The 22,646-nt window shown below is 64.8% G+C and carries 24 protein-coding genes; 21 read left to right on the top strand and 3 right to left on the bottom strand.

Annotated elements, in window-relative coordinates; all coding sequences use genetic code 11:
* Position 1 precedes the first annotated feature (1 nt).
* From WA904_RS07950 to WA904_RS07925, 6 genes are all read left to right on the top strand, one after another.
* The gene (locus tag WA904_RS07950; RefSeq protein WP_425196592.1) at positions 2–1,351 is read left to right on the top strand and encodes an amidohydrolase family protein; all 1,350 of its coding nucleotides are present in this window, start codon (positions 2–4) and stop codon (positions 1,349–1,351) included.
* Positions 1,352–1,422: 71 nt separating this feature from the next.
* Positions 1,423–2,379, top strand: coding sequence for a tripartite tricarboxylate transporter substrate binding protein (locus WA904_RS07945; RefSeq protein WP_425196591.1), 957 nt, complete (start codon positions 1,423–1,425; stop codon positions 2,377–2,379).
* Positions 2,379–3,269 carry an NAD(P)-dependent oxidoreductase gene (locus WA904_RS07940; RefSeq protein WP_425196590.1) on the top strand — a complete coding sequence of 297 codons (891 nt, stop codon included), beginning with the start codon at positions 2,379–2,381 and terminating at the stop codon, positions 3,267–3,269. Before WA904_RS07945 ends, WA904_RS07940 begins: the two co-directional genes overlap by 1 nt.
* Positions 3,266–4,327, top strand: coding sequence for a maleylacetate reductase (locus WA904_RS07935; RefSeq protein ID WP_425196589.1), 1,062 nt, complete (start codon positions 3,266–3,268; stop codon positions 4,325–4,327). Before WA904_RS07940 ends, WA904_RS07935 begins: the two co-directional genes overlap by 4 nt.
* 53 nt (positions 4,328–4,380) lie before the next feature.
* The gene (locus WA904_RS07930) at positions 4,381–4,989 is read left to right on the top strand and encodes a hypothetical protein (protein ID WP_425196588.1); all 609 of its coding nucleotides are present in this window, start codon (positions 4,381–4,383) and stop codon (positions 4,987–4,989) included.
* Positions 4,986–5,600 (top strand): tRNA-uridine aminocarboxypropyltransferase, encoded by a 615-nt coding sequence (locus WA904_RS07925; protein ID WP_425196587.1) that lies wholly within the window; start codon positions 4,986–4,988, stop codon positions 5,598–5,600. Before WA904_RS07930 ends, WA904_RS07925 begins: the two co-directional genes overlap by 4 nt.
* Positions 5,601–5,649: 49 nt before the next feature.
* Here WA904_RS07925 and WA904_RS07920 read toward each other — a convergent pair whose 3' ends face one another.
* Both WA904_RS07920 and WA904_RS07915 read right to left on the bottom strand, forming a co-directional pair.
* Complete coding sequence (locus WA904_RS07920; protein ID WP_425196586.1) at positions 5,650–7,332, bottom strand: FAD-dependent oxidoreductase; 1,683 nt, start codon at positions 7,330–7,332, stop codon at positions 5,650–5,652.
* 1 nt (position 7,333) lies between these two features.
* Positions 7,334–8,263, bottom strand: a complete 930-nt coding sequence (locus WA904_RS07915) for a LysR family transcriptional regulator (protein WP_425196585.1) — start codon at positions 8,261–8,263, stop codon at positions 7,334–7,336.
* Between the two features lie 242 nt (positions 8,264–8,505).
* Here WA904_RS07915 and WA904_RS07910 point away from each other — a divergent pair, with 242 nt between their 5' ends.
* The 6 genes from WA904_RS07910 to WA904_RS07885 all read left to right on the top strand — a co-directional run bounded on the left by WA904_RS07910 (position 8,506) and on the right by WA904_RS07885 (position 12,299).
* Complete coding sequence (locus WA904_RS07910) at positions 8,506–9,369, top strand: intradiol ring-cleavage dioxygenase (protein ID WP_425196584.1); 864 nt, start codon at positions 8,506–8,508, stop codon at positions 9,367–9,369.
* Entirely contained in the window at positions 9,366–9,665 is a 300-nt protein-coding gene (locus WA904_RS07905; RefSeq protein WP_425196583.1) for a YciI family protein, read from the top strand. The genes WA904_RS07910 and WA904_RS07905 overlap by 4 nt, the downstream gene beginning before the upstream one ends.
* Positions 9,662–10,012, top strand: coding sequence for a Dabb family protein (locus WA904_RS07900; RefSeq protein ID WP_425196582.1), 351 nt, complete (start codon positions 9,662–9,664; stop codon positions 10,010–10,012). Before WA904_RS07905 ends, WA904_RS07900 begins: the two co-directional genes overlap by 4 nt.
* The gene (locus WA904_RS07895; RefSeq protein ID WP_425196581.1) at positions 10,009–10,638 is read left to right on the top strand and encodes a nuclear transport factor 2 family protein; all 630 of its coding nucleotides are present in this window, start codon (positions 10,009–10,011) and stop codon (positions 10,636–10,638) included. The genes WA904_RS07900 and WA904_RS07895 overlap by 4 nt, the downstream gene beginning before the upstream one ends.
* A gap of 61 nt (positions 10,639–10,699) precedes the next feature.
* Positions 10,700–11,677: a Bug family tripartite tricarboxylate transporter substrate binding protein gene (locus tag WA904_RS07890; RefSeq protein ID WP_425196580.1), complete on the top strand. Its 978-nt coding sequence runs from the start codon at positions 10,700–10,702 to the stop codon at positions 11,675–11,677.
* Between the two features lie 37 nt (positions 11,678–11,714).
* Positions 11,715–12,299, top strand: a complete 585-nt coding sequence (locus WA904_RS07885; protein ID WP_425196579.1) for a malonic semialdehyde reductase — start codon at positions 11,715–11,717, stop codon at positions 12,297–12,299.
* 11 nt (positions 12,300–12,310) lie between these two features.
* On the opposite strand, the gene WA904_RS07880 is transcribed toward WA904_RS07885, so the two are convergent.
* Entirely contained in the window at positions 12,311–13,192 is an 882-nt protein-coding gene (locus WA904_RS07880) for a LysR substrate-binding domain-containing protein (protein ID WP_425196578.1), read from the bottom strand.
* Positions 13,193–13,334: 142 nt separating this feature from the next.
* Between WA904_RS07880 and WA904_RS07875 the strand changes: the two genes are divergently transcribed.
* The 9 genes from WA904_RS07875 to WA904_RS07835 form a co-directional block, all read left to right on the top strand.
* The gene (locus tag WA904_RS07875) at positions 13,335–14,228 is read left to right on the top strand and encodes a dioxygenase (RefSeq protein WP_425196577.1); all 894 of its coding nucleotides are present in this window, start codon (positions 13,335–13,337) and stop codon (positions 14,226–14,228) included.
* A 30-nt stretch (positions 14,229–14,258) separates the two neighbouring features.
* Complete coding sequence (locus WA904_RS07870) at positions 14,259–15,062, top strand: citryl-CoA lyase (protein WP_425196576.1); 804 nt, start codon at positions 14,259–14,261, stop codon at positions 15,060–15,062.
* Positions 15,059–16,228, top strand: coding sequence for a CaiB/BaiF CoA transferase family protein (locus tag WA904_RS07865; RefSeq protein WP_425196575.1), 1,170 nt, complete (start codon positions 15,059–15,061; stop codon positions 16,226–16,228). Before WA904_RS07870 ends, WA904_RS07865 begins: the two co-directional genes overlap by 4 nt.
* Entirely contained in the window at positions 16,225–17,241 is a 1,017-nt protein-coding gene (locus WA904_RS07860) for a Bug family tripartite tricarboxylate transporter substrate binding protein (protein ID WP_425196574.1), read from the top strand. Before WA904_RS07865 ends, WA904_RS07860 begins: the two co-directional genes overlap by 4 nt.
* Positions 17,242–17,290: 49 nt before the next feature.
* Entirely contained in the window at positions 17,291–18,490 is a 1,200-nt protein-coding gene (locus WA904_RS07855) for an amino acid ABC transporter substrate-binding protein (RefSeq protein ID WP_425196573.1), read from the top strand.
* A 15-nt stretch (positions 18,491–18,505) separates the two neighbouring features.
* Positions 18,506–19,363, top strand: coding sequence for a branched-chain amino acid ABC transporter permease (locus WA904_RS07850; protein ID WP_425196572.1), 858 nt, complete (start codon positions 18,506–18,508; stop codon positions 19,361–19,363).
* Between the two features lie 4 nt (positions 19,364–19,367).
* Positions 19,368–21,101 (top strand): branched-chain amino acid ABC transporter ATP-binding protein/permease, encoded by a 1,734-nt coding sequence (locus tag WA904_RS07845; protein WP_425196571.1) that lies wholly within the window; start codon positions 19,368–19,370, stop codon positions 21,099–21,101.
* Entirely contained in the window at positions 21,094–21,810 is a 717-nt protein-coding gene (locus WA904_RS07840; RefSeq protein WP_425196570.1) for an ABC transporter ATP-binding protein, read from the top strand. The genes WA904_RS07845 and WA904_RS07840 overlap by 8 nt, the downstream gene beginning before the upstream one ends.
* 181 nt (positions 21,811–21,991) lie before the next feature.
* Positions 21,992–22,646: TSUP family transporter (locus WA904_RS07835; RefSeq protein ID WP_425196569.1), on the top strand; the 655-nt coding region annotated here is incomplete at its 3' end.

Below are 22,646 nucleotides of genomic sequence, written 5' to 3'. Positions count from 1 at the left end.
CATGGCCAGCACCTTCGCCAGAATCCTGATCCGCGGCGCCACCATCATCACGATGGACGTGCAGGGCGACGTGCCCGAGGGCGACATCCTGGTGACGGGCGACACACTGACGGAGATTGCGCCTCGCATCCATGCTGACGATGCGCAGGTGGTCGATGCCAGCGGCTACATCATCATCCCCGGCCTCATCAACGCCCACATGCACACCTGGCAGACTGCCCTGCGCGGGCTGGCGGCCAACTGGACGCTGCTGGAGTACTTCAGGAAGATGCACGCCGGACTGGCCACGGTGTTCACACCGGATGACCTGCACATCGCGACGCTGGTCGGCTCGCTGAACCAGCTCAACTGCGGCACGACGACGCTGGCCGACTGGTGCCACAACAACCCGACGCCGGCGCACAACGACGCAGCGATTGCCGCTCTGCTCGCGTCCGGCATACGCGCAGCTTTTTTCCATGGCACGCCCAAACCCGACCCGCAGCCCGGGCAGGCACCGTTCTGGGAAGTGCCGCACCCGCGCGCCGAGATCGAGCGCCTGCTCAAGGCGCACCAGGGCCAGCCGCTGCTGAGCGTGCAGGCGGCCTTGCTGGGGCCGCATTACTCGACGCTGGAGGTGGCGCTGCACGACTTCGCCATGGCCAAAGACCTCGGCCTGATCGCCTCGCTGCACCAGGGCGGTGGCCCGGCACGCACGCCCGATGGATGGAGAAAGCTGGAGGCTGCCGGCCTGCTCGGCGAACACGTCAACATCGTGCACGGCCATGCGCTGAGCGACATGCAGCTGCAGCGTTTTTGCGAGCTGGGCATGAGCTTTTCAGCCGCGGCCGAAAGCGAGATGAGCCAGGGCCATGGCCACCCGATCACCGGGCGCCTGCGGGCGCTGGGCCGCGCACCGTCGCTCGGCGTGGACCTGGAAAGCGTGATGAGCGGCGACATGCTGTCGCAGGCGCGCATCGCGCTGGGCATCCAGCGCTCGCTCGACAACGTGGCTTACCGCGAGACCTGCGGTTCCATCCCGTCGACCTCGACCATCACGACGCGGGAAGCGCTTTCGTGGGTGACGGTCGAAGGGGCCCGCATGCTCGGACAGCAAAGCGGCATCGGTTCGCTGGCAGCGGGCAAGCAGGCCGACCTGGTGATGGTCCGCGCGAGCGACCTGAACATGCAGCCGGTGCACGACCCGGTCAGCTCGGTCGTGATGCAGACCTCGCTGGCCAACATCGACAGCGTGATGGTGGCCGGCCGCTGGAAAAAACGCCATGGACAGTTGCTGGGCGTGGACCTGCAGCCGCATCTGGCGGCTTTACAGGTGTCGGGACAAAAGATCGCCAAGGCGCTCTCGCTATAAAAACAATAGCTGCTGGCGCCCGCAGGTAAAGGGCAGAGACCCGTTTTTATATCAAACCCAGGAGACAAACCATGAAACGCTTCATTTTTCTCGCCGTGAGCCTGCTGATCGCAGGCAGCGCGATGGCCCAGGGCTACCCGAACAAACCCATCAAGTTCCTCGTGCCCTTCACGGCCGGCAGCGGCACCGACCTGATTGCGCGCAGCATCGCCGACACCATGAGCAAAAGCATGGGGCAACCCATCGTGATCGAGAACAAGCCGGGCGCCGGCGGCACCATTGCCGCGGGCCAGGTGGCCAAGGGCGAGGCCGACGGCTACACCGTGCTGGTGCATTCGTCGGGCCATGCGCTGAACCCGGCAATCTACAGCACCATCGGCTACGACACGCTCAAGGACCTGACCGGCATCACGCCGCTGGCGGCCCTGCCCAACGTGCTGGTGGTCAACCCGGCCAAGGGCTGGAAGTCGGTGGCCGATCTGGTGGCCGCCGCCAGGGCCAAGCCGGGCCAGCTCAACTACGCGTCGGCTGGCGTCGGCAGCGCGACCCACCTCAATGCGGAGAAATTCCGCTTGCAGGCCGGCATCGAAGCCCTGCATGTGCCTTACAAGGGAACGCCGGAAGCGATGACCAATGTCATCGGCGGCAGCAACGACTGGTTCTTCGCGCCGCTGGCCTCGGCTTTGCCCCTGGTGAAAGACGGCAAGCTGCAGGCGCTGGCCGTCAGCACGCCCACGCGTTCGCCGTCGCTGCCGCAGGTGCCCACCACGGTCGAGGCCGGCGTGGCCGGTTCGGACTACACCTTCTGGGTTGGCATGATTGTGGCCAGCAGCACGCCCGCGCCTGTGGTCAAACGCCTGCATGAAGAGGCCCTCAAGGCCATGGCCAACCCCGAGGTCAAGGAGCGCATGAACAAACTCGGTGCCGATCCCTTCCCCCTGTCGGTCGAGGCTTTCAATGCCTTCATCAAGACAGAGGTGGATGCCGCAGCGCGGATTGCCAAAGCGGCCGCTCTCAAGGGCCAGTGATGGCAGTGGTGCACGTTGCCGGCATCGGCAAGATGGGGCTGCCCATGGCCGGGCACCTGCAGGCGGCCGGCCATGCGGTGACCGTCAGCGACCCCGGCGATGAGCGCCTCCAGCTCGCCCGGCGACAGGGCCTGGCGGTGGCGGAAGACGCCGCTACAGCCATGGGCCGCGCCGACGTGGTGCTTTCCTCGCTGCCCGACGATGCAGCCCTGCGCCAGGTGGCCGCGCAGGTGACGCGATCGGCGCGGCGCGGCGCAATCTACATGGACACCAGCACGGTGTCGCAGACGGCCTCGGCCGAGGTTGCCGGGGAGCTGGCAGCCGCCGGCGTGTTCTACCTGCGCACCACGGTCTCGGGCAACAACAGGATGGCGGAGGCCGCGCAACTCACGGTGATGGCGTCCGGGCCGCGCGCAGCCTATAACGCCGTGCTGCCCCTGCTCAAGACCCTGGGCCCCAACCAGTTTTACCTCGGCGAGGCCGAACAGGCGCGCCTGATGAAGCTGGTGGTCAACCTGATGATTGCGCAGACCAGCGCGATGCTGGCCGAAGCCCTGACCTTGGGCCGCAAGGGCGGGCTGGTCTGGGGCGACATGTGGCAGGTGCTGGGCGCGAGTGCGGTGGCCTCGCCCATCGTCAAGGCCAAGGCGGTGCAGCTTTCGCAGCGTGACTTCACGCCGACATTTACAGTCGGGCAGATGATCAAGGACCTCGACCTGATCCTGGGTGCGGGCGAGGCCGTGCACGCGCCCCTGGCGCAGACCGCCCTGACGCACCAGCTGATGCATGCAGCCATGGCGCAGGGGGACGGCCAGGACGATTACGCTGCCATCATCAAGACCGTCGAACGCAGTGCAGGTCTATCCGCCGATTTACAAGAGAAGCCATGAAAAGTTTTGTCTACAACGCGCAGGCGGCACGCGTCGTTTTTGGCGCCGGCAGCCTGCAGCACATGGGCCGCGAGATCGAGGCGCTGGGCGCGCGCAGGGCGCTGGTGCTGTCCACGCCGGAGCAGCGCGCTTCGGCCGAGATGATTGCCGGCCTGCTGGGGCCGCGTGCCGCCGGCGTGTTCGACCGCGCCGTCATGCATGTGCCGATGGAAACCGCGCGTGAAGCGCGCGAACTGGCCCGCAAACTTGGCGCCGATTGCGCGGTCGCCATCGGCGGCGGCTCCACCACCGGGCTGGGCAAGGCGATCGCGCTGGACTCCGGCCTGCCCATCCTGGCGATTCCCACCACCTATGCAGGCTCGGAGATGACGCCGATCTACGGTATCACCGAGGGAGGGATGAAAAAAACCGGCAAGGACAGCCGCGTGCTGCCGCGCACGGTGATTTACGACCCCGAGCTGACGCTGGGCCTGCCGGTCAGCATGAGCATCACCAGCGGCATCAATGCGATTGCCCACGCCGCCGAAGGCCTGTATTCGGTGGACAGCAACCCCGTCATGGACTTGATGGCGAAAGAGGGCATAGCCGCCATGGGGCGGGCGCTACCAGCTATCAAAAACGTAGCTAATGACCTGGTCGCCAGAAGCGACGCCCTGTACGGCGCCTGGCTCTGCGGCACCGTGCTGGGCAATGTGGGCATGGCCCTGCACCACAAGCTGTGCCACACGCTGGGCGGCAGTTTCAACCTGCCGCATGCCGAGACCCACACCATCGTGCTGCCGCATGCCCTGGCCTACAACGCCGCCGCCGCGCCGCAGGCCATGGCGGCCATCGCCGCCGCGCTGCAGGCAGGCAGTGCAGCGCAGGCCGTGTTCGACCTGGCGAAGGACCATGGCGCACCGGTGGCGCTGCGGGACATCGGCATGAAGGAAGCCGACCTTGACAAGGCCTGCGACATCGCCATGCAGAACCAGTATCCGAATCCGCGGGCGCTGGAGCGCAGGGCGATACGGCAACTGCTGCAGGATGCCTACGAGGGGACGCGGCCACGCGATTGAGATGTGGGCGGCCACTACACTGAGGTCCTGCTCAATGACCTGTACATGTAGTGATGGAAATAATTCTTCTTATTCTGGTGGGAGTCGCCTTCGGCGCCTACCGGCTGAAATCGAAAGCCCAGGCCAGGCGCATCACGCTGCTGGCCAGCCATCTGGGCAGGTACCAGGTGGAGAAGCTGATGGAAAGCCTGACCGAAGGCTACCTGCGGGCGCTGGGCGAAAAAGACCCGGAGCGGCAAACACAGATCTGGAACATGCTGGCGGCCTCCGAGGAACAGCTGGTGGAGCAGTTCAGTCGCTTCACCGCGGATTTCTCGGCCGTGGATGTGGCCGATGCCCGCGTCAGCAAGCTGCCTGTGTTCCTGCCTGAAGCCGACCGGTTTTTTCCCGACAACACCTTCGACATGCGGCGTGCCCTGGCCGTCCACGCGCAGGGGATAGCGCGCGCGGCAAAAAACGCGGTGGGCCGTTCACCGCGCGACAAGGCCTACACGCTCTCGGCCGAACTGTTTCTGATGCAGCACACCTGCCACTGGTACTGCCGCTCCAAAAACATCGCTTCGGCCCGCATGATGGCCCGGCACCGGACACCGTACCAGCAACTGCTCGAATCGGTGGATCCGCGGACGCGCGAGGCCTACCTCGCGATGATCGGCCGGTGAACAGGAGGCTGCGCTGCACCACCTGCCTGCGGCCGCGGAGCAACTGCATCTGCCGCTGGATCACGCCGGTGGCGCACGAAGTCGAGGTGCTGATCCTGCAACATCCTCTGGAAGTGGACAACCCCAAGGGGACGGCACGCCTGCTGCAACTGAGCCTGCCGTCCAGCCGGCTGCTCACCGGTGAAGTGTTTGCGCCTGGCGACTGGCAGCCGCCCGGAAGCACCAGGCACAAGCTCCTGCTGTACCCCGACCTGCCTTCCGACCGTGCTGCTGGCTGGCCGGAGCCGCCTGCGCTGGCGCCAGGCGTGCTGCAGGACCCGTCGCTGCTGCGGCTGATCGTGCTCGACGGCACCTGGCGCAAGAGCCGCAAGATGCTTTACCTCAACCCCTGGCTGCAGCACCTGCCACGCCTGTCGCTGCAGGGCATGCCGGCGTCGAACTACCTGATTCGCCGCGCCCACAAGCCTGACCAGCTGTCCACGCTGGAGGCTACCTGTGCGGCGCTGGCCCAGCTGGAGGGTGATGCCGAAAAATTCCAGCCGCTGCTGGCGGCGTTCGACGGTTTTGTGGCACAGCAAATGGCTTACGCCGATTCCGGCCCAAGGCTATAAGCGAAATCGACCCCTGGCCCTTTCCGGATAAGGGCTGGCAGCTATTGATTCAGGAGCAATCCGGGTCCGGACGCGGAGGGTGGCCGCTGGCCTGGGCGAGCAGCTGCAGCGCCTGCCCGGCGTGGTGGCCGCGCCAGGCCACGATCTGGTCGGGGCGGATCAAGGCCAGCGGCGCTTCATACAGCGCCCGCAGTGTTTCCGATGCGTGCGTGACAACCTGGAGGTTCAGGCCCAGCGCCGCTGCTGCGTCGACAAAGCCCTGGGTGCCAGGCGCGTCCGGCCCCAGCACCAGCAGCGTCCATTCAAAGTTGAAACTGTCGTACAGAGAGGAGCCGTCTTCCAGCCAGGCGTGCGGCGCGCGGCCACCGGGGCTGGCACTCGGCTGGTAGTTGCCGGCTTCGTCCGGCGGCGCCGTGCTGCCGTCTTTCACGATCAGCGGCGAGCCGTCGTAACGCCCGCCAAAGGTCACGCCGGGAATGTTGAACTCCAGGCGAACGTGCTGGTTCAGGTAGCTGGAGGCGCGTTCGCGTTCGGCCTGCCCCCCGGCATCTTCCTGCTCCAGCAGGTCGGTGGCGCGGAAGCTGCCGACCGAATCGGCAAAGCGCCAGGCGTAGGCAGTGTTGCGTTCGGCCAGCGGTTTGCGCTCCGGCCCGTAGCTGTCCAGCAACGGCGGCGGCGCCTGGCCGCGGACCACGGCGGCCAGCTTCCAGCCGAGGTTGACGGCGTCTTCCACCGCGGTGTTGTAGCCGAGCCCGCCGGTCGGCGTGAACAGATGGGCTGCATCCCCGCCTATGAAAACACGCCCGCGCTGGAAGCTTTGCGCCACCAGCGAATGCCCGGCGATCCAGGTGCCGACCGACAACACCTCGATGGCCACATGCGCGCCCATGGCTTCATCGACAATCCGCTGCGCATCATCGGCGGTCCAGCCATCGGCATCCTCGCCCTCGTGCACGGCGGCGTGAAAGGCAAATTCCGACTGGCCGTCCACCGAGGCCATGAAGGCGCGGCGCCGGGCATTGACCGACACATACATCCAGGCGCGGGCGTGCGGGAACACGGTGTAAAAATCCGGCGCACGCAGATACACCGCAAACATCTTGCCGCCCATGAACTCGCGCCTGACACCGCTGGCGCCGTCCCACGCGATGCCCAGCGTGCTGCGCACCAGGCTGCGCGGGCCGTCGGCGCCGACCAGGTACGCGGCCTGCACTTCAAGGGCTTCGCCGTCAGCAGTAGCGCGCATCTGGGCTTGCACGTGGCTGCCGCGGTCTTCAAAACCCTCCAGCGCCCAGCCGTAGCGCACATCGATGCCGGGCAGGGCTTCGGCGTGGCGGCGCAAGGTGGCTTCGACAAACTTCTGCGACACGCGGTGCGGCAACTCGGCGGCACTCCAGGAGCCACCCATGGCCTTGATGTTCTTCACCGCTTGCGCGGCGGTGGGCAGCTGCATGCGGGCCAGCTCATGGCCGGTGTAATGCGTGAAGTAGGCAATGTCGGTCGGGTGGTCGGCCGGCAGGCCCTGGGCGCGGATCTCGCCGGCAAAACCCAGGCGGCGGAAATGCTCCATGGTGCGCGCCTGCGTCGCATTGGCCTGCGGGTTGAAGGCGGTGCCGGGTTTGGGGTCCACCAGCAGGCAGCGTACGCCGCGCCGCCCGAGTTCGTTGGCCAGCATCAGGCCGCAGGGGCCGCCGCCAGCGATCAGCACGTCGGTGTGCAAAACGCCCGCCATCTCAGTACACCCCGAACCGTCCGGTCCACTTGCGCTCGTAGTCCTGTTTGGCGAAATGTTCGGCCATGAAGTCGATGAAGGTGCGCACCTTGGCCGACAGGTGTTTACGGCTGGGATAAGCGAGGTTGATGGTCAGGTGCGGCAGGTCCCAGTCGTCGAGCACCGGCACCAGGCGCCCGGCCACGATGTCGTTGTAGAGGATGTAGGTTGGCTGCACCAGGATGCCCATGCCGTCGAGTGCTGCCGCGCGCAGGATCTGGCCGTCGTTCGATTCCAGCAGGCCCTTCACCGTCACCGTGGTGGTTTCGCCGTCCCGCGTGAAGCGCAGCTCGTTCGGGTTGTTCGCGTAGGTGTAGATCAGCAGCTTGTGCCGGTGCAGCTCTTCCAGTGTTTTGGGAAAACCGTGCTGCGCAAAGTAGCGCGGTGAGGCGGCAAGGATGCGCCGCGTCTCGCCCAGGCGGCGGATGGTGATGTTGGAGTCGGGCTCGATCTCGCGGGTGCGGATGGCCACGTCGATGTTGTTGTCGATGATGTCCAGGTAGCGGTTGGCGGCTTCGACATGCACCGTCACATTGGGGTAGCGCTGCGTGTATTCGCGCAGCAGCGGCGCGACATGGTGCAGTGAAAACGACAGCGAGGCGGTGATGCGCAGCATGCCGGTCGGGTTCAGGGCGGTGGCGTTGACGGCCGACTCCGCATCCTTGAGGTCCGACAGGATGGTTTTGGCACGGCTGAAAAATTCCTGGCCGGTATCGGTGAGGTAAAGCCGGCGCGTGTTGCGCTCCACCAGCCGGGCGCCCAGGCGCTCTTCCAGCGCCGACAGATGCCGGCTCGCGGCCGCATTGGACAGGTCCAGTGCTTCGGCGGCGCGGCTCAGGCTGCCGGTTTCGGCCACCTGCACAAAGAGTTCGATTTCAGTCCAGCGGTCCAAGCCCAGTCTCCATTTGCCAGCCCTTGTGGTGGTCTGCATTGTGGGGCAGGCTGCGCACCGTTTCTTCCGCCGCGTGAAAAAGTCATTTTCGCCCGCCGGCTTCTACAAATTCTGCCTGCCTCCTACATTTGTGGTTCAGAGAGCTAACCCGAGGAAAAACATGCATCCCCACGCTCACATTTGTTCGCCGACCCCCGAGGGGACGCAGGCCCGCCCTGAGGCGGACCTGCGAAAGGCCTGACGTGCGTAACCTCAACCAGGACACCATCACCCAGGCGGTGATTGCGCGATTCGCAGGCACGCCTGATGCGCGCCTGAAAGAACTGATGACCAGCCTGGTGCAGCACCTGCATGCCTTTGCCCGTGAAGTGAAACTGACCGAAGAAGAATGGCTGGCCGGCATTGAATTTCTCACTGCCACCGGACAGAAATGCGACGACAGGCGCCAGGAATTCATTTTGCTCAGCGACACGCTGGGCCTGTCCATGCTGACCGTGGCCATGAACAATGACAAGCCGCAAGGCTGTACCGAAGCCACGGTGTTCGGCCCCTTCCATATTGAAGGCGCGCCGCATTACGAACACGGTGCTGATGTGGCCAACGGTGCGGCGGGTGAGCCCTGCATCGTGCGCGGCCGGGTGCTGGGCCTGGCCGGCGAGGCGGTGGCCGGCGCGGTGATTGAAGTCTGGCAGGCCGACGACAGGGGCAACTACGACGTGCAGTACCCGGACCTGGAGCAGCACCGGGCGCGCGGTGTGCTCATCTCCGGCGCGGACGGCCGCTTCCATTTCAGGACCATCGTGGCCGAGGCCTATCCCATCCCTGTGGACGGGCCGGTGGGCGACATGCTGCGTGCCACGAAACGCCATCCCTGGCGGCCGGCGCACCTGCATTTCATGATCACGGCGCCGGGTTATGAAAAGCTGGTCACGCATGTATTCCGTAGCGGCGACAGCTACCTGGATTCGGACGCCGTGTTCGGCGTGCGCCAGTCGCTGGTGGCCGACTGGGTCAGGCAGCCCGACGGCGTTTACAGCCTGGATTTCAACTTTGTCCTGAACCCGGTTCGACCGGTCCAGGCCAATTCAAGCGGCCAGATCAAGTGATTCATACGTTTTTCCTGCTCGACAAGCCCGGCAGAAGCGAGTTGCGCCAGCGCATGCGGCCCGAACACAAGGCCTACCTGGCGGCCGTGGCAGACCGCATCGCTTTCGCCGGACCGCTGGTTGCCGATGACGGTCAGACCATGATCGGCAGCCTGCTGGCGATTGACTTTGACTCGCGCGAGGCGGCGCAGGCCTGGCTGGCGGACGAACCTTTCACCCGTGCGGGGGTTTACGCGAGCAGCAGCATCCATGCCTTCGTGAACCTGTGGCCGCAGAAAGCCGGGTTTCCCGAATGATCAAACACATCGTCATGTGGAACCTGCGCGGCGACACACCGGCAGAAAAAGCCGAGGGTAGCACCTTGCTCAAGCGCAGTTTCGAGTCGCTGCGCGGGCGCATTCCCGGGATGCTGCATCTCGAGGTTGGTATTGACTCCAGCGGCGTTGACTATGCCTGCGATGTGGTTCTGTACACGGAGTTCGAGACACAGGCTGCGCTCGAAGCGTACGCCACGCACCCGGAGCACCAGCGCGTCAAGCACGAGCTGGCCGACCTGCGCGTGGCCCGGCACCAGGTGGACTACGACGACTCGCCGGAGGGCCGCCTGCCCACCCCTCATCCACAAAAGGAAACAAACCCATGAACAGCAACACGACCCCGGCCATGGAAGACGAGCTGCTGATCCGCCAGATGGTGGAACGCTGGGCAGTCTGGCGCGATGCCGGTGACTGGGACCGTTTTGCCACTGTCTGGCACCCGGAAGGCGTGATGATGGCCACCTGGTTCCAGGGACCTTTTGCGGACTTCATCCGCGTGACGAAAGAGGGCTGGGCCAAAGGCGTGAGCATCCTGCATTTCCTCGGCGGCTCGGCCGTCGAGGTGACAGGCGAGCGCGCCATCGCGCAGACCAAGATGACGATCTCCCAGCGCGGCATGGTCGAGGGAAACCGGGGTCCGGTGCTGTGCGACGTGGTCTGCACCGGCCGCTTCTATGACTTCGTGCAGAAGCACGAAGGCCGGTGGAAGCTGCTGCACCGCCAGCCCATTTACGAAAAAGACCGCATCGACCCGGTCGATTCGACGGCCAGTATTTCGCTCGATGCCGAGGCACTGGAGGCGTTTCCCGAAGGTTACCGCCACCTCGCCTATATCCAGACCCGCATTGGCTACACCGTCAAGCTCGACATGCCCATGCTCAAGGGGCCCGTGGTTGACGAGTTGTACCGGCGCGGCGCGCGCTGGCTGGCCGGCGGCGTGCTGGAGCGCTGAACTTTCCCCGGTGACAGGGGTTTGGCAATTCGTTTGCCCACTCAAAAAAAGGAGACTTGCCATGACTGAGACCCTGACCCGCAGAGCGGCGCTGGCCGCCATCGCCGTGTGCGGCACCAGCCCCGGTTTTGCGCAAGGCGCATTTCCAAACAAGCCCTTGCGTGTGATCGTGCCGCAGCCGCCGGGCGGCGGGTTTGATTTTGTGGGCCGGGTGCTGGCTGAACGGCTTGGCAAATCCCTGGGCCAGCCGGTGGTGGTGGAAAACCGCACCGGCTCCGGCACGCTCATCGGCACCGACCTGGCCGCCAAGGCCGAGCCGGACGGTTACACGCTGCTGGTCGGCTCGGTGTCCAACCTCGCGATCAACATGGGCCTGTACCGCAATCCGCCCTACAACAGCCTGCGCGATTTCGAGCCACTGGGCCTGGCCGTGGCCTATGGCTACACGCTGATGGGGCGCAAGGACCTGCCTTACAAGTCGTTGAAGGAGGTCATCACCTTTGCCAAAGCCAATCCCTCGCGGCTTACCTATGCATCGGCCGGCAACGGCTCGGGCCAGCACGTGATTGCCGCAGCCCTGTGGCAGCAGGCGGGGGTGGAGCTGACGCACATTCCCTACCGGGGCGCGCAGGCCGCCTACCAGGACCTGCTGGGCGGCCGTGTCGATTTTTTCTTTGACCTGTCGCCCACGGCGCGTCCACAGATCGAGGCCGGTAATGCCCGCGCCCTGGTGGTGTCGGGACTGACGCGGCAGCCGACCTTGCCCGATGTGCCCACCATCATGGAAAGCGGTGTGGCCAGGCTGGACCTCGAGTCATGGTTCGGCCTTTTCGCGCCGGCGAAAACACCGCCCCGGGTATTGGAGCGGCTGCGCGCCGACCTGGAAACCGTCATCGCCTCGCGGGAGATGAGCGACATCTTCCGCAAGGCTGGTGGCCGCTCGCTGAGCCTGTCGATGGCCGAGACGCGGGTGCTGGTCAAGCGCGATGTCGAGCGCTGGTCCAAACTGGTTCGCGACCTGGGCATCACGCCCGACTGATTTTCCATTTTTTCACTTTCCCCAAGAGATATCCATCATGCAAATTTCCGCTTCCTGCCTCGACCAGTTATTTCTCAAGGCGCGCACCGCCAACGGCTTCAATGGCCAGCCGGTGCCCACTGCCTTGTTGAAACAGGTGTACGAACTGGCCTGCATGGGCCCGACCTCGATGAACACCCAGCCTGCGCGTTTTGTGTTCCTGCTCACCCCGGAATCGCGCGCCCGGCTGCTTCCGGCGCTGTCGCCCGGCAACCTGGACAAGACGCGGGATGCGCCTGTCACCGTGATCGTCGCCAATGACACGAAGTTCTACGAATACATGCCGCAGCTCTGGCACAAGCCGGGCGCGAAGGAGAACTTCGAGAGCAACCCGGCGCTGGCGCAAGGCACGGCCACACGCAACGGCACGCTGGGCGGCGGCTGGTTCATCATGGCGGCGCGCGCCCTGGGCCTGGACTGCGGACCCATGAGCGGTGTGGACCTGGCCAAGGTGAATGCGGAATTTTTCCCCGATGGCCGCCTGCAGGCCAATTTCCTGATCAACCTGGGTTACGGCGACGACAGCAAGCTGTTCGACCGCAACCCGCGCCTCTCCTTTGAGCAGGCATGCACGGTCCTGTAAGTTCGCAGCGCTTACCCCGCCGGACCTGCGGCCCGGCGGATGATGTCGGCGAAGTGCTTGATCATCGGCGAGCGCGTGGCACCTTTTTGCCAGAGCATGCCGGGTGTACGTATCGGGGTCGGGTCTTCCAGCGGCACCACCCGCAGGTCGGCAGAAGGCGAGACGGCGGTTTCACCAATGATGCCGGCCAGTTCGGTCTGGCGGATCAGCTCGATCATCGGCGCAACGGAATTGAGCTGCGCCACCACCAGTGGCGTGGCGCCTGCGGCCTCGAAACATTCGTCCAGCAGCTGCCGCGTCTGGAACTGCGGATGCAGCAACACCATGCGTACATGGTGCAGCTCCACCATGCGCACACGCCGCCGCTTTGCCAGCGGGTGCGAGGTCGCCACCACCAGGCGCAGCTCCTCGTTGTAAAGCGGCTCGAACCACAGGTCCGAGCCCTCGGGCCGGTACGACACGGCCAGGTCCAGGTGGCCGGATGCCAGGCGCCTGGCGATCATGGCGGCAGACAGCTCCTCTACCGTCACCTGGATGCCCGGGTAGTGGTGGAGAAAGGAAGAAACGCACAGCGGCACCATGCGTGTGTTAAAGCTGGGCGTGGTGCCCAGCCGGATGCTGCCGGTCAGGGTTTCGGCGTCGCCGCGCAGGGCCTGCACGCCGCGGTCGATCTGCTCGAGTGCCGGCGTCATGTAGCTGCGCAGGATTTCACCGGCCTCCGTCATTCGGACCTTCTTGCCGCTGCGGTCAAACAGCAGGGTGCCGAGCTCGTCCTCCATTTGCCTGATCTGATGCGACAGCGTGGACTGGGTGACGTGCAAGCGTTCGGCGGCGCGCGTGAAGTTCAGGGTTTCGGCCACGGCGTCGAAGTAGCGGACATGACGGAGTTCCATGAAAACCTTGGTTTTTTTGCCATTGATGGCATCGATGATAACCGTGCAAATTAATCACTTCCGGCAACTCACGTGAGGTCCTAGACTGCGTTCATATTTTCATGTGCACGCCACCAGGCACGCACTACAACAGGAGACAAAAATGGCACAACTTGAAGCAAAGGACCTGGCGCAGGCCGTGGTCGATCGCATGGCCGACTGCCAGGACGCCCGGTTCAGGCAGGTGATGACTTCGCTGGTGAAACACGCGCATGCCTTCGCGCAGGATGTGCAGCTCACACCCGACGAGTGGATGACCGCCATCCAGTTCCTCACCGCCACCGGCAAGATGTGCGACGAGAAGCGCCAGGAGTTCATCCTGCTGTCCGACACGCTGGGCATTTCCATGCTGGTGGTCGCCATCGCCCAGGCCAGGGGGGCGGCGGCGCACAAGGCCCGCAGCGGCGAGGACGTGCCGACCGAGGCCACCGTGCAGGGCCCGTTCTACTGGGAAGGTGCACCGGAGCTGGAACTGGGCGCCGACATCGGCGCGGGCAGCCCCGGCGAGCCGTGTTATTACCACGGGCGCGTGACCGACCTGGCAGGCCAACCGATTGCCCGCTGTGCGGTGGACGTGTGGTCGGGAGACGGCGAAGGTGTTTACGACATGCAAAAGGGCGAGGATGTGGGCATGGTCCTGCGCGCCCGCTTTTATACGGATGCGGAAGGCAACTACCGCTTCTGGTCCATCAAGCCGACTTTCTACCCGGTACCCGACGATGGACCAGTGGGCGTCATGCTGCGCCGCATGGGGCGCCACCCCAACCGCCCGGGCCACATGCACATGATGCTCCACGCACCGGGCCACGAGCGCCTGACGACACACATCTTTGTGGCCAACAGCCCGTACATCGACTCGGACGCCGTGTTCGGCGTGCGCAACAGCCTGATCGTGGATTTTGCGTCGCACGTCGCCGGCACAGCCCCCGACGGCAAGGTCATGGACAAGCCCTTCCATAGCGCCCATTACGACTTCAAGCTGGTTCCCGCGGCCTGAAACGTTCACCGCACATCACTGGAGAATCATTTGAAAATCGGCAAGGCCACCGTGCCCCGCTCCGCCATCTGCACCTCGAACGAAAACACCATCGTTGTTCGCGGTGCCGACCTCGCCAATGAGCTGATCGGCCAGATCAATTTCGGCGACTACTTTTTCCTGCTGGTCACCGGCCGCCGCGCCGACGCCGCAACCAGTGCCGTGCTCAATGCCACACTCGTGGCGATTGCCGAGCATGGCCTGGTGCCCAGCGTGCAGGCCGCGCGCATGACGCTGGCCGCCGCGCCGGACGCCATGCAGGGCGCGGTGGCAGCCGGCATTCTCGGTTCGGGATCGGTGATCCTCGGTGCCTCGGAAACCGCCGGACGCCTGTACCTGGCGATCGAGAAGGAGGCGGAAAACCACCAGGGCGACATGCTTGCCGCAGCGCGCGTGGTACTCGCCGACCTGCGTGCCCGCAAGCAGCCCATCGCGGGTTATGGACATCCCGAACACAAGACGCTGGATCCGCGTGTCGGCAAGCTATTTGAAGTTTCGGCGAAGGCCGGCGGCGGCCAGCGTTACGTCGAGATTGCGCGCGCAGTGGAGGCGGTGATTCCTGAAGTTGTCGGCAAGGACCTCAAGCTCAATGTGTCCGGCGCGATTCCCGCCGTGTTGCTGGGTGTGGGCTTCCCGGTCAATGCGCTCAAGGGCGTGCCCATGCTGGCGCGCACCGCCAGCCTGATTGCGCACCTGAACGAGGAACTCAGCGACCCTATCGGCTTTGCGCTCTCCTATCAGGCCACGCGCGAACTGGAATACACCGGCGCGCTGCCGACGGGGCATCGCGCATGACCAAAGTCCTTCAGGGCGTGCGTGTCGTCGAGCACGGCACCTTCATCACCGGGCCGGCGGCCTCCATGCTGCTGGCCGACCTGGGCGCCGACGTGGTCAAGGTCGAATTGCCGGGCACGGGCGACCCCTTCCGGGCCTTCAAGGGCGGCCTGTACAGCCCGCACTTCCAGACCTACAACCGCAACAAGCGCAGCATCACGCTCAACACCAAGCAGGCGGATGACCTGGCGCAGTTCGATGCGCTGATCAGGGAGGCCGATGTTTACATCCAGAACTTCCGGCCAGGCTTTGCCGAGCAGATCGGCGCGGGCGAGGAGCGCCTGCGCGCCCTCAATCCCCGGCTGATCTATTGCGCTATCAGCGGGTTCGGTCCTACCGGCCCGGCTGCGCATCGCCCGAGTTACGACACGGTGGCGCAGGCCGCCAGCGGCTACCTGCGCCTGCTGGTCAACCCCGGCAACCCGCGGGTCGTGGGCCCGGCGATTGCCGATTCCGTGACCGGGTACTACGCGGCCTACGGCATCCTGGGTGCGCTGCACGAGCGGCACAGCACCGGCGTGGGGCGCAAGGTGGAAGTCTCCATGTTTGAAGCCATGACGCATTTCAACCTCGACGCCTTCACACACCTGTTTTCGGTAGACGAAGTCATGGGTCCTTTCAGCCGGCCCAGTGTGTCGCAGTCCTACGTGCTGCAGTGTTCGGATGGCAAGTGGCTGGCGCTGCACATGTCTTCGCCCGAAAAGTTCTGGCAAGGCCTGGCCACCGCCATGGAGCGGACCGATATTTTCGAGGACGAACGTTTTGCCAGCCGGCCGGCGCGTATCGAACACCAGGAGGACCTGATGCAGGTGCTGGGGGCCATCTTCTGCCTGCGTGACCGCGTCGACTGGTGCCAGCGGCTGGAGGCCAATGACGTGCCCTACTCGCCGATGTACACGACGGCGGAGGTTCCCGAGGACGCGCAGGCCAAACATCTCCAGCTGTTTGTCGAAACGCAGCACCCGGTGATCGGGCGCTTTCGCACCGTGCGTTCGCCCATCTCCTTTGACGGCGAACGCACCCTCGATGTCACGGCGCCGCCCCTGCTGGGCGAACACAACGCGGAACTTCGCGACGGCTGGGCGCCGCGCGCTGCCAACACACCTTCCCAGGAAACCACTTCATGAATCCAGTCCCCTTGCATTCCCTGTCTTCGCCAATGGCACGCCGGCGCAAGCTGCTGGCCGCGTGCACACTGCTGGCGGCCGGCCTGAGCCTGGCGCCGGCAGCCGTGCTGGCCCAAGACTACCCTTCGCGGCCCGTCAAACTGATCGTGCCCTTTGGCCCCGGCACCACCACCGACATCATTTCGCGCGTTTTCGCGGAAGCCTTGGCCAGGCCGTTGGGCCAGATGGTGGTGGTGGAAAACCGGGCCGGTGCCGGTGGTGTGATCGGCTCCGACCTGGTGGCCAAATCGCCGGCGGACGGCTACACCCTCGTCATGGGCACGGTGGGCACCCACGCGATCAATGCCTCGCTGTACAAGAAGCTGCCTTACGACCCGCTGAAGGACTTTGCGCCTGTCGCTTTTGCCGGTTACACGCCAACCCTGCTGGTGGTGGCGGCGAACTCGCCGCTGAAGTCGGTGAAGGATCTCGGCGCGCTGGCTGGCAAGCCCGGCGGAGTGAGTTTTGCCTCGGCCGGCAATGGCCCCTCGGGCCATCTGGCCGGTGAGCTGCTCAAGGCCAGGCTGGGCGGAGAGATGGTGCATGTGCCTTACAAGGAAGGCGGCTTGGCTATGTCCGACGTGATGGCCGGCCAGGTTCAGTTCATGTTCTATCACCCCGCCGCCGTGTTGCCGCACATCAAGGCCGGCAAGCTGCGCGCGCTGGGCGCTTCCAGCACCAAACGCAGTGCCGCCGCCCCCGAGGTGCCAGCTATCAGCGAGCAGGGCGCGGGCGAGTTTGACCTGGTGGCATGGTTCATGTTGTACGTACCTGCCGCCACACCGTCACCGGTGCTGGCGCGGCTGCGCGATGCGGCCAGCCAGGTGCTGGCCAATGGCGACGTCACTGCAAAGCTGGGTGCGCAAGGCCTGGAGCTGCGCAACATGAAGCCCGATGAGCTGGCCGCATTCGGCCGGGCTGAAATTTCCAAATGGTCCGAGCTGGTCAAGCGTTCGGGCGCGCAGATCGACTGAGACACAAGTTTTCCCGCGGCATTACCTATAAATCAACAGGAGACAAACCATGAAATTCTTGAAAGCACTTCTAACCACAGCTGCCGCCAGCGCGGCGCTACTTGCCGGCATGCCGGCTTCCGCGCAGGCGCCCGCGCCCCTGCGCATCGGCAGCACGCTGGCGCTGACCGGCCCATTGGCCACCACCGCACTGACGCACAAGCTGGTCGGCGAGATTTATGTGGAACAGCTCAATGCCAAGGGGGGCCTGCTGGGCCGCAAGGTTGAGTGGATCGTCAAGGACGACCAGTCCAAACCGGAACTGGCCCGCACGCTGTACGAGCAATTCGTCACTTCCGACAAGGTGGACCTGCTGATGGGCCCCTACGCCACCGGGGCGATTCTCTCGGCCATGGGCGTGGCGCAGCGCTACAACAAGGTGCTGGTGCACCACACCTTCGGCATTCCTCATCTGGCCAAGTACGAGATGGCGTTTCCGGCCTGGTCGCTCGGCTCCGAGCCGGGCACGACGGTGCCGAACTCGGTGTTCGACGCCCTGGCCGCGTCAGCCAAGCCGCCGAAAACAGTCGCTTTTGTCACCAGCAAGTTCCCGTCCATCCATTTCATGTCGCTGGGCGCACGCGAAGTCGCCAAAAAACGCGGCCTGCAGGAGGTGCTGTTTCTCGAATGGGATTTCGGCAACCGCGATTTCGGGCCGATTGCCGCGCGTGTCAAGGACGCCAAGCCCGACCTGGTCTGGGTCGGTGACATCGGCCTGGAGGGCAACATGCTGCTCGACGCGATGAAAAAAATAGATTACGTGCCGCCGCTGCACTTCCACACCTATCCTGCGCCCGGACCCATGACCAAGTCGCCCGACGGGAAAAATGCGCTGTCGCTGACGATCTTCGAGGAGCACGCACCGTTCACCGCCAATCCTGTCGCGGCCGAATTTGTCAAACTCTTCAACGAACGCGCCGCCAAGGCCAATCTGCCCGACACCTCGGTCGAGGTGCAGGCCGCTGCCTCGTACTCGGCCTGGCAGATCCTGGAGGCCGGCGTACGCGGTGCCAACAGCTTCGACGACAAGGCGATTGGCGCCTGGCTGCGCAAGAACCGCGTGGACACCATCCATGGCCGCCTGCGTTTTGACGGCCCCGGCAACTACGGCGACGACCTCATGAAAATCAAGCAGGTGCAAAACGGCAAGTGGGTCGTGATCCACCCGGCGCAGTTTGCACCAGCCGGTGTCAAGCTGCAGACCAACTGAAGCCACGAGCCGCAGATGAGTTTCCCGAGTTTCAACCTGCTTGCCCAGTCCATCCTCTCGGGGATTTTCATCGGCGGCCTCTACGGCCTGATCGGTCTCGGGCTGGGCCTGACCTGGGGCATGCTGCGCCAGATCAACCTGGCCCACTTCGGCCTGGTGTTCCTGGCCGCCTACATGAGTTACCACATGGCCACGGTGTGGCATGTGGACCCGCTGCTGACCCTGCTGATCCTGCCGCCGCTGTTTTTTGCGTTCGGCGTGGGCATGCAGTGGGTGCTGTCGCGGTTTGCGATCTCGCCTTTCAATTCGCTGCTGGTCACCTTCGGCATTACGGTGGTGATGGAAAGCATCATCCAGGCGATCTGGACGGCGGACTTCCGACGCCTCGAGACGCATTACAACGAACAGAAGTTCACCATCGGCTCGCTCTACGTCCCGGTGCCGGAACTGGTGACGCTGGTGATTGCAGTGAGCCTGTCGCTGCTGATCTGGGCAGCCATGCGTTACACCGACCTCGGCAAGGCCTTGCGCGCCATGGCCGAGGACGGGCCGATTGCCTCGGCTTTCGGCATCAACCAGAAAGGCATGTCGCTGGCGCTGGCCGGTATTTGCGCGGCACTGGCGGCCGTGGCCGGCATCTGCCTGGCGCTGACCTTCACGCTGACACCCTCGCAGATATTTGCCTGGGTCGGCGTGGTGTTTGCGGCGGTCATGCTGGGCGGCCTGGGCAGCGCGCTTGGCCCGCTGGTGGCTGGCATCATCATCGGCGTGAGCGAGGCCGTCACCATGGCCGTGGCCGCGCCCTCATGGGCACCCATCGTCTCGTTTTCGCTGCTGATCGTGATGCTGCTGTTTCGTCCCGGAAAGCTGTAGAAAAATGAACAAAACAATCATCGGCATCCTCGCCGCGGGGGCGCTGCTGGCCAGCGTGCCCTGGCTGGGCCTGCCATCCTTCTACGAGTCCTTTTTGTACCTGCTGTGCCACTGGATGATCCTGGCGCTGTCCTGGAACATCCTGTCGGGCTATTCAGGTTACTTTTCCTTCGGCCACGGTGCGTTTTTCGGCATCGGCATGTACACCTCGGCCGGGCTGTCGGCCAACCTGAACTGGCCGTTTCTCTGGACACTGCCCGCCGCCGCGCTGCTGGCGGCGCTGCTGGGGATGGCGCTGGGCGCGGTGGTGTTTCGCGTCAAGGCGGTGCGCGGCGAGCTGTTTGCGCTGCTGACCCTGGCCATCACCTTTGTGGTGGGCACCATCGTGCTGAACACGCGCATCGACGGTGGGCCCGGTATCTACCTCAACGCAGTGGCGATCCCGGCGCTGGGGCCGACGGCATCCTCGTCAATCTACCTGATGGCGCTGATAGGCGCGGTGGCCACCATGCTGATCTCCTACCGAATCCACGCGTCGCGTCTGGGCCTGGGCCTGTTTGCCATCCATGACGACGAAGACGTGGCGGAGGTCATGGGCGTGCCGACCTTTCGCTACAAGCTGCTGGCTTTCGGCATCTCGTGTGCGCTGGCCGGCCTGGCCGGCGGCATCCATGCGCTGTTTGTTTCCTATGTCACGGCCGGTGAGACCTTCACCATCGTGGTGCCGCTGACCGTGGTGCTCATGAGTGTGTTGGGCGGCACGCGCCACTGGGCTGGGCCGGCGGTGGGCGCGGTGGCGATCACCTGCCTGATGTACTTCTTCACGGCGGGCAACAACCCGATTGCCGGCAAGGCAGCGGTTGGCGTGATCCTGGTGCTGGTGATCCTGTTCATGCCCAATGGCATCCTCGGCTATCTCCTCAAGCGCACGGCGGGCCGGCGATCGGTGCCGCCGGTTCAGGCGGCGCAGGACGCAGCCGCGTCCGGGGCCGCGGCACCGGCCTCCACCGGCAAGGTGCTGCTGGACGTGCAGAACCTGTCCAAGGCGTTCAAGGGCGTGCAGGCGCTCGACGGCGTGAGCCTGCAGGTGCACGAAGGCGAAATCCTCGGCCTGCTCGGGCCCAACGGGTCGGGCAAGTCGACTTTCATCAATGTGGTCAGTGGGCATTTCCCGGCCACCGGCGGGCAGATGTTTTTCGAGGGCCGGCAGCTTGCCGGCCTGGAAGCGCACAGCATTGCACAGGCCGGCATTGCGCGCACCTACCAGATCCCCAGGCCTTTCGCGCATCTGACCGTGCTGCAGAACGTGGCGCTGGTGGCCATGTTCGGTGGTTCCGCGATGAACCACGAACAAGCCACGGCGGAGGCCTGGAAGTGGTTGGCGTTCACCGGCCTGCAGGCCAAGGCCGATGCCTTGCCCGACGACCTGAACCTGCACCAGCGCAAGTTTCTTGAACTCACCCGTGCGCTGGCCTCGCGCCCGCGCCTGGTGCTGCTCGACGAGGTGCTGTCCGGGCTGACGCCGGGCGAGATCAACGAGGCAATTGCGCTGATCCGCAAGATCCGCGACCGCGGCGCGACCATTGTGTTTGTCGAGCACGTCATGCGCGCGGTGATGGCGCTGGCCGACCGCGTGGCGGTGCTCAATTACGGCAAGCTGATCGCCGTCGGCCCGGCACAGGAAGTGATGCAAAACAGCGAAGTCGTCAGCGCTTACCTGGGGACACCCCATGTTTGAAGTCACCAATATCTCTGTCAATTACGGTGCTGCACCGGCACTGTGGGGTGTCTCGCTGGAGGTTCAGCCCGGTGAGCTGGTGTGTGTGGTCGGTCCCAATGGCGCCGGCAAGACCACGCTGATCAATGCGATCGCCGGCATGCACCGCGTGCGCGAAGGCAGCCTGCGATTCAACGGCAAGGACATCACGCAGCTGGCCAGCCACCGCTTCTGCGGCGAAGGCATTGCCATCGTGCCCGAAGGGCGGCGGCTGTTTACCCAGATGACGGTGCTGGACAACCTGGAGCTCGGCAGTTTCATCGGCAAGGCCAAGGCCCACCGCAAGGCTTCGCTCGAGCATGTGCTGTCGCTGTTCCCGGCACTCAAGGCCAAGCTGGACAGCCCGGCCGGCGCACTGTCGGGCGGTCAGCAGCAGATGGTGGCCATCGGCCGCGCGCTGATGGCGCAGCCCACGCTGCTGCTGCTTGACGAGCCGTCCCTGGGCCTGGCACCGCTGATCGTGATGGACATGTTTCGCATCATCCGCCAGATCAATGCGCAGGGCACCTCGGTGCTGCTGGTGGAGCAGAACGTGGCCATGGCCATGGAAATCGCCAGCCGCGCCTATGTGATGGAAGAGGGCCGCATCGTTGCGGAAGGCCAGGCCAGCGAGCTGCTGACACGCCCGGAAATCCAGAAAGCCTACCTGGGCCTGGAAACGCACGATTGAAGCGGCTTGCCCCTGCAGAGGGATGTTGCTCCTGAAACAATAGCTACTTGCGCCTGTCCTTAAAGGGATAGAGGCCGATTTCATGCATAAATACCGGTTCACGCCGATCTGTCTGCGGTGCAGACTGGCAGCGCCGGCGCCCTTGCAAGCGTGATAATCGACAGCTTTTGCCTGCAAGCCCGTGACCTTTCCGCTCATCACTGACCCGTTCTTTTACGCCGTGGCGGTTCCCGCCGTGTTACTGCTGGGAGTCAGCAAAAGCGGCTTCGGGGCAGGTTTCGGCTCGCTGGCCGTGCCCATGATGGCCATGGCGGTGACCGTGCCGCAGGCGGCGGCCATCCTGATGCCAGTGCTGCTGCTGATGGACCTGCTTGGCATGGCGGCTTTCCGCAAGGACTTCGACCTGAAGCTGCTCAAGTTTCTGTTGCCTTGCGGCCTGGTGGGCACGCTGGTCGGTGCCTTGTTGTTCAGCCTGCTTGACGGCAGGGTCGTGGCCGGCATCGTGGGTTTTTTCACTTTGCTGTTTCTGGCGCAGCGGCTGCTTTTTCCTCCCCGGCCCGACAGCCCACCGCCGCCGAAGTGGTTGGGTGCGCTGTTGACCGCGACCTCGGGTTTCACCAGTTTTGTGGCCCATGCCGGCGGCCCGCCCATCAGCGCCTATGTCATCCCCCTGCGCCTGAGCCCGCTCAAATTCACCGCTACCCTGGCGTTCTTCTTTTTCGTCATCAACCTGTCGAAGTGGATTCCCTACGCATGGCTGGGCCTGCTGGACATGCGCAACATGGCCACGTCGCTGGTCCTGCTGCCGCTGGCGCCGCTCGGCGTGTGGGTGGGCG

The organism is Polaromonas sp. (assembly GCF_049790275.1).
Classification (GTDB): domain Bacteria; phylum Pseudomonadota; class Gammaproteobacteria; order Burkholderiales; family Burkholderiaceae_C; genus Polaromonas.
Note: the sequence above shows the minus strand (reverse complement) of the source record. Positions and strands in the feature narration are given on the sequence as shown.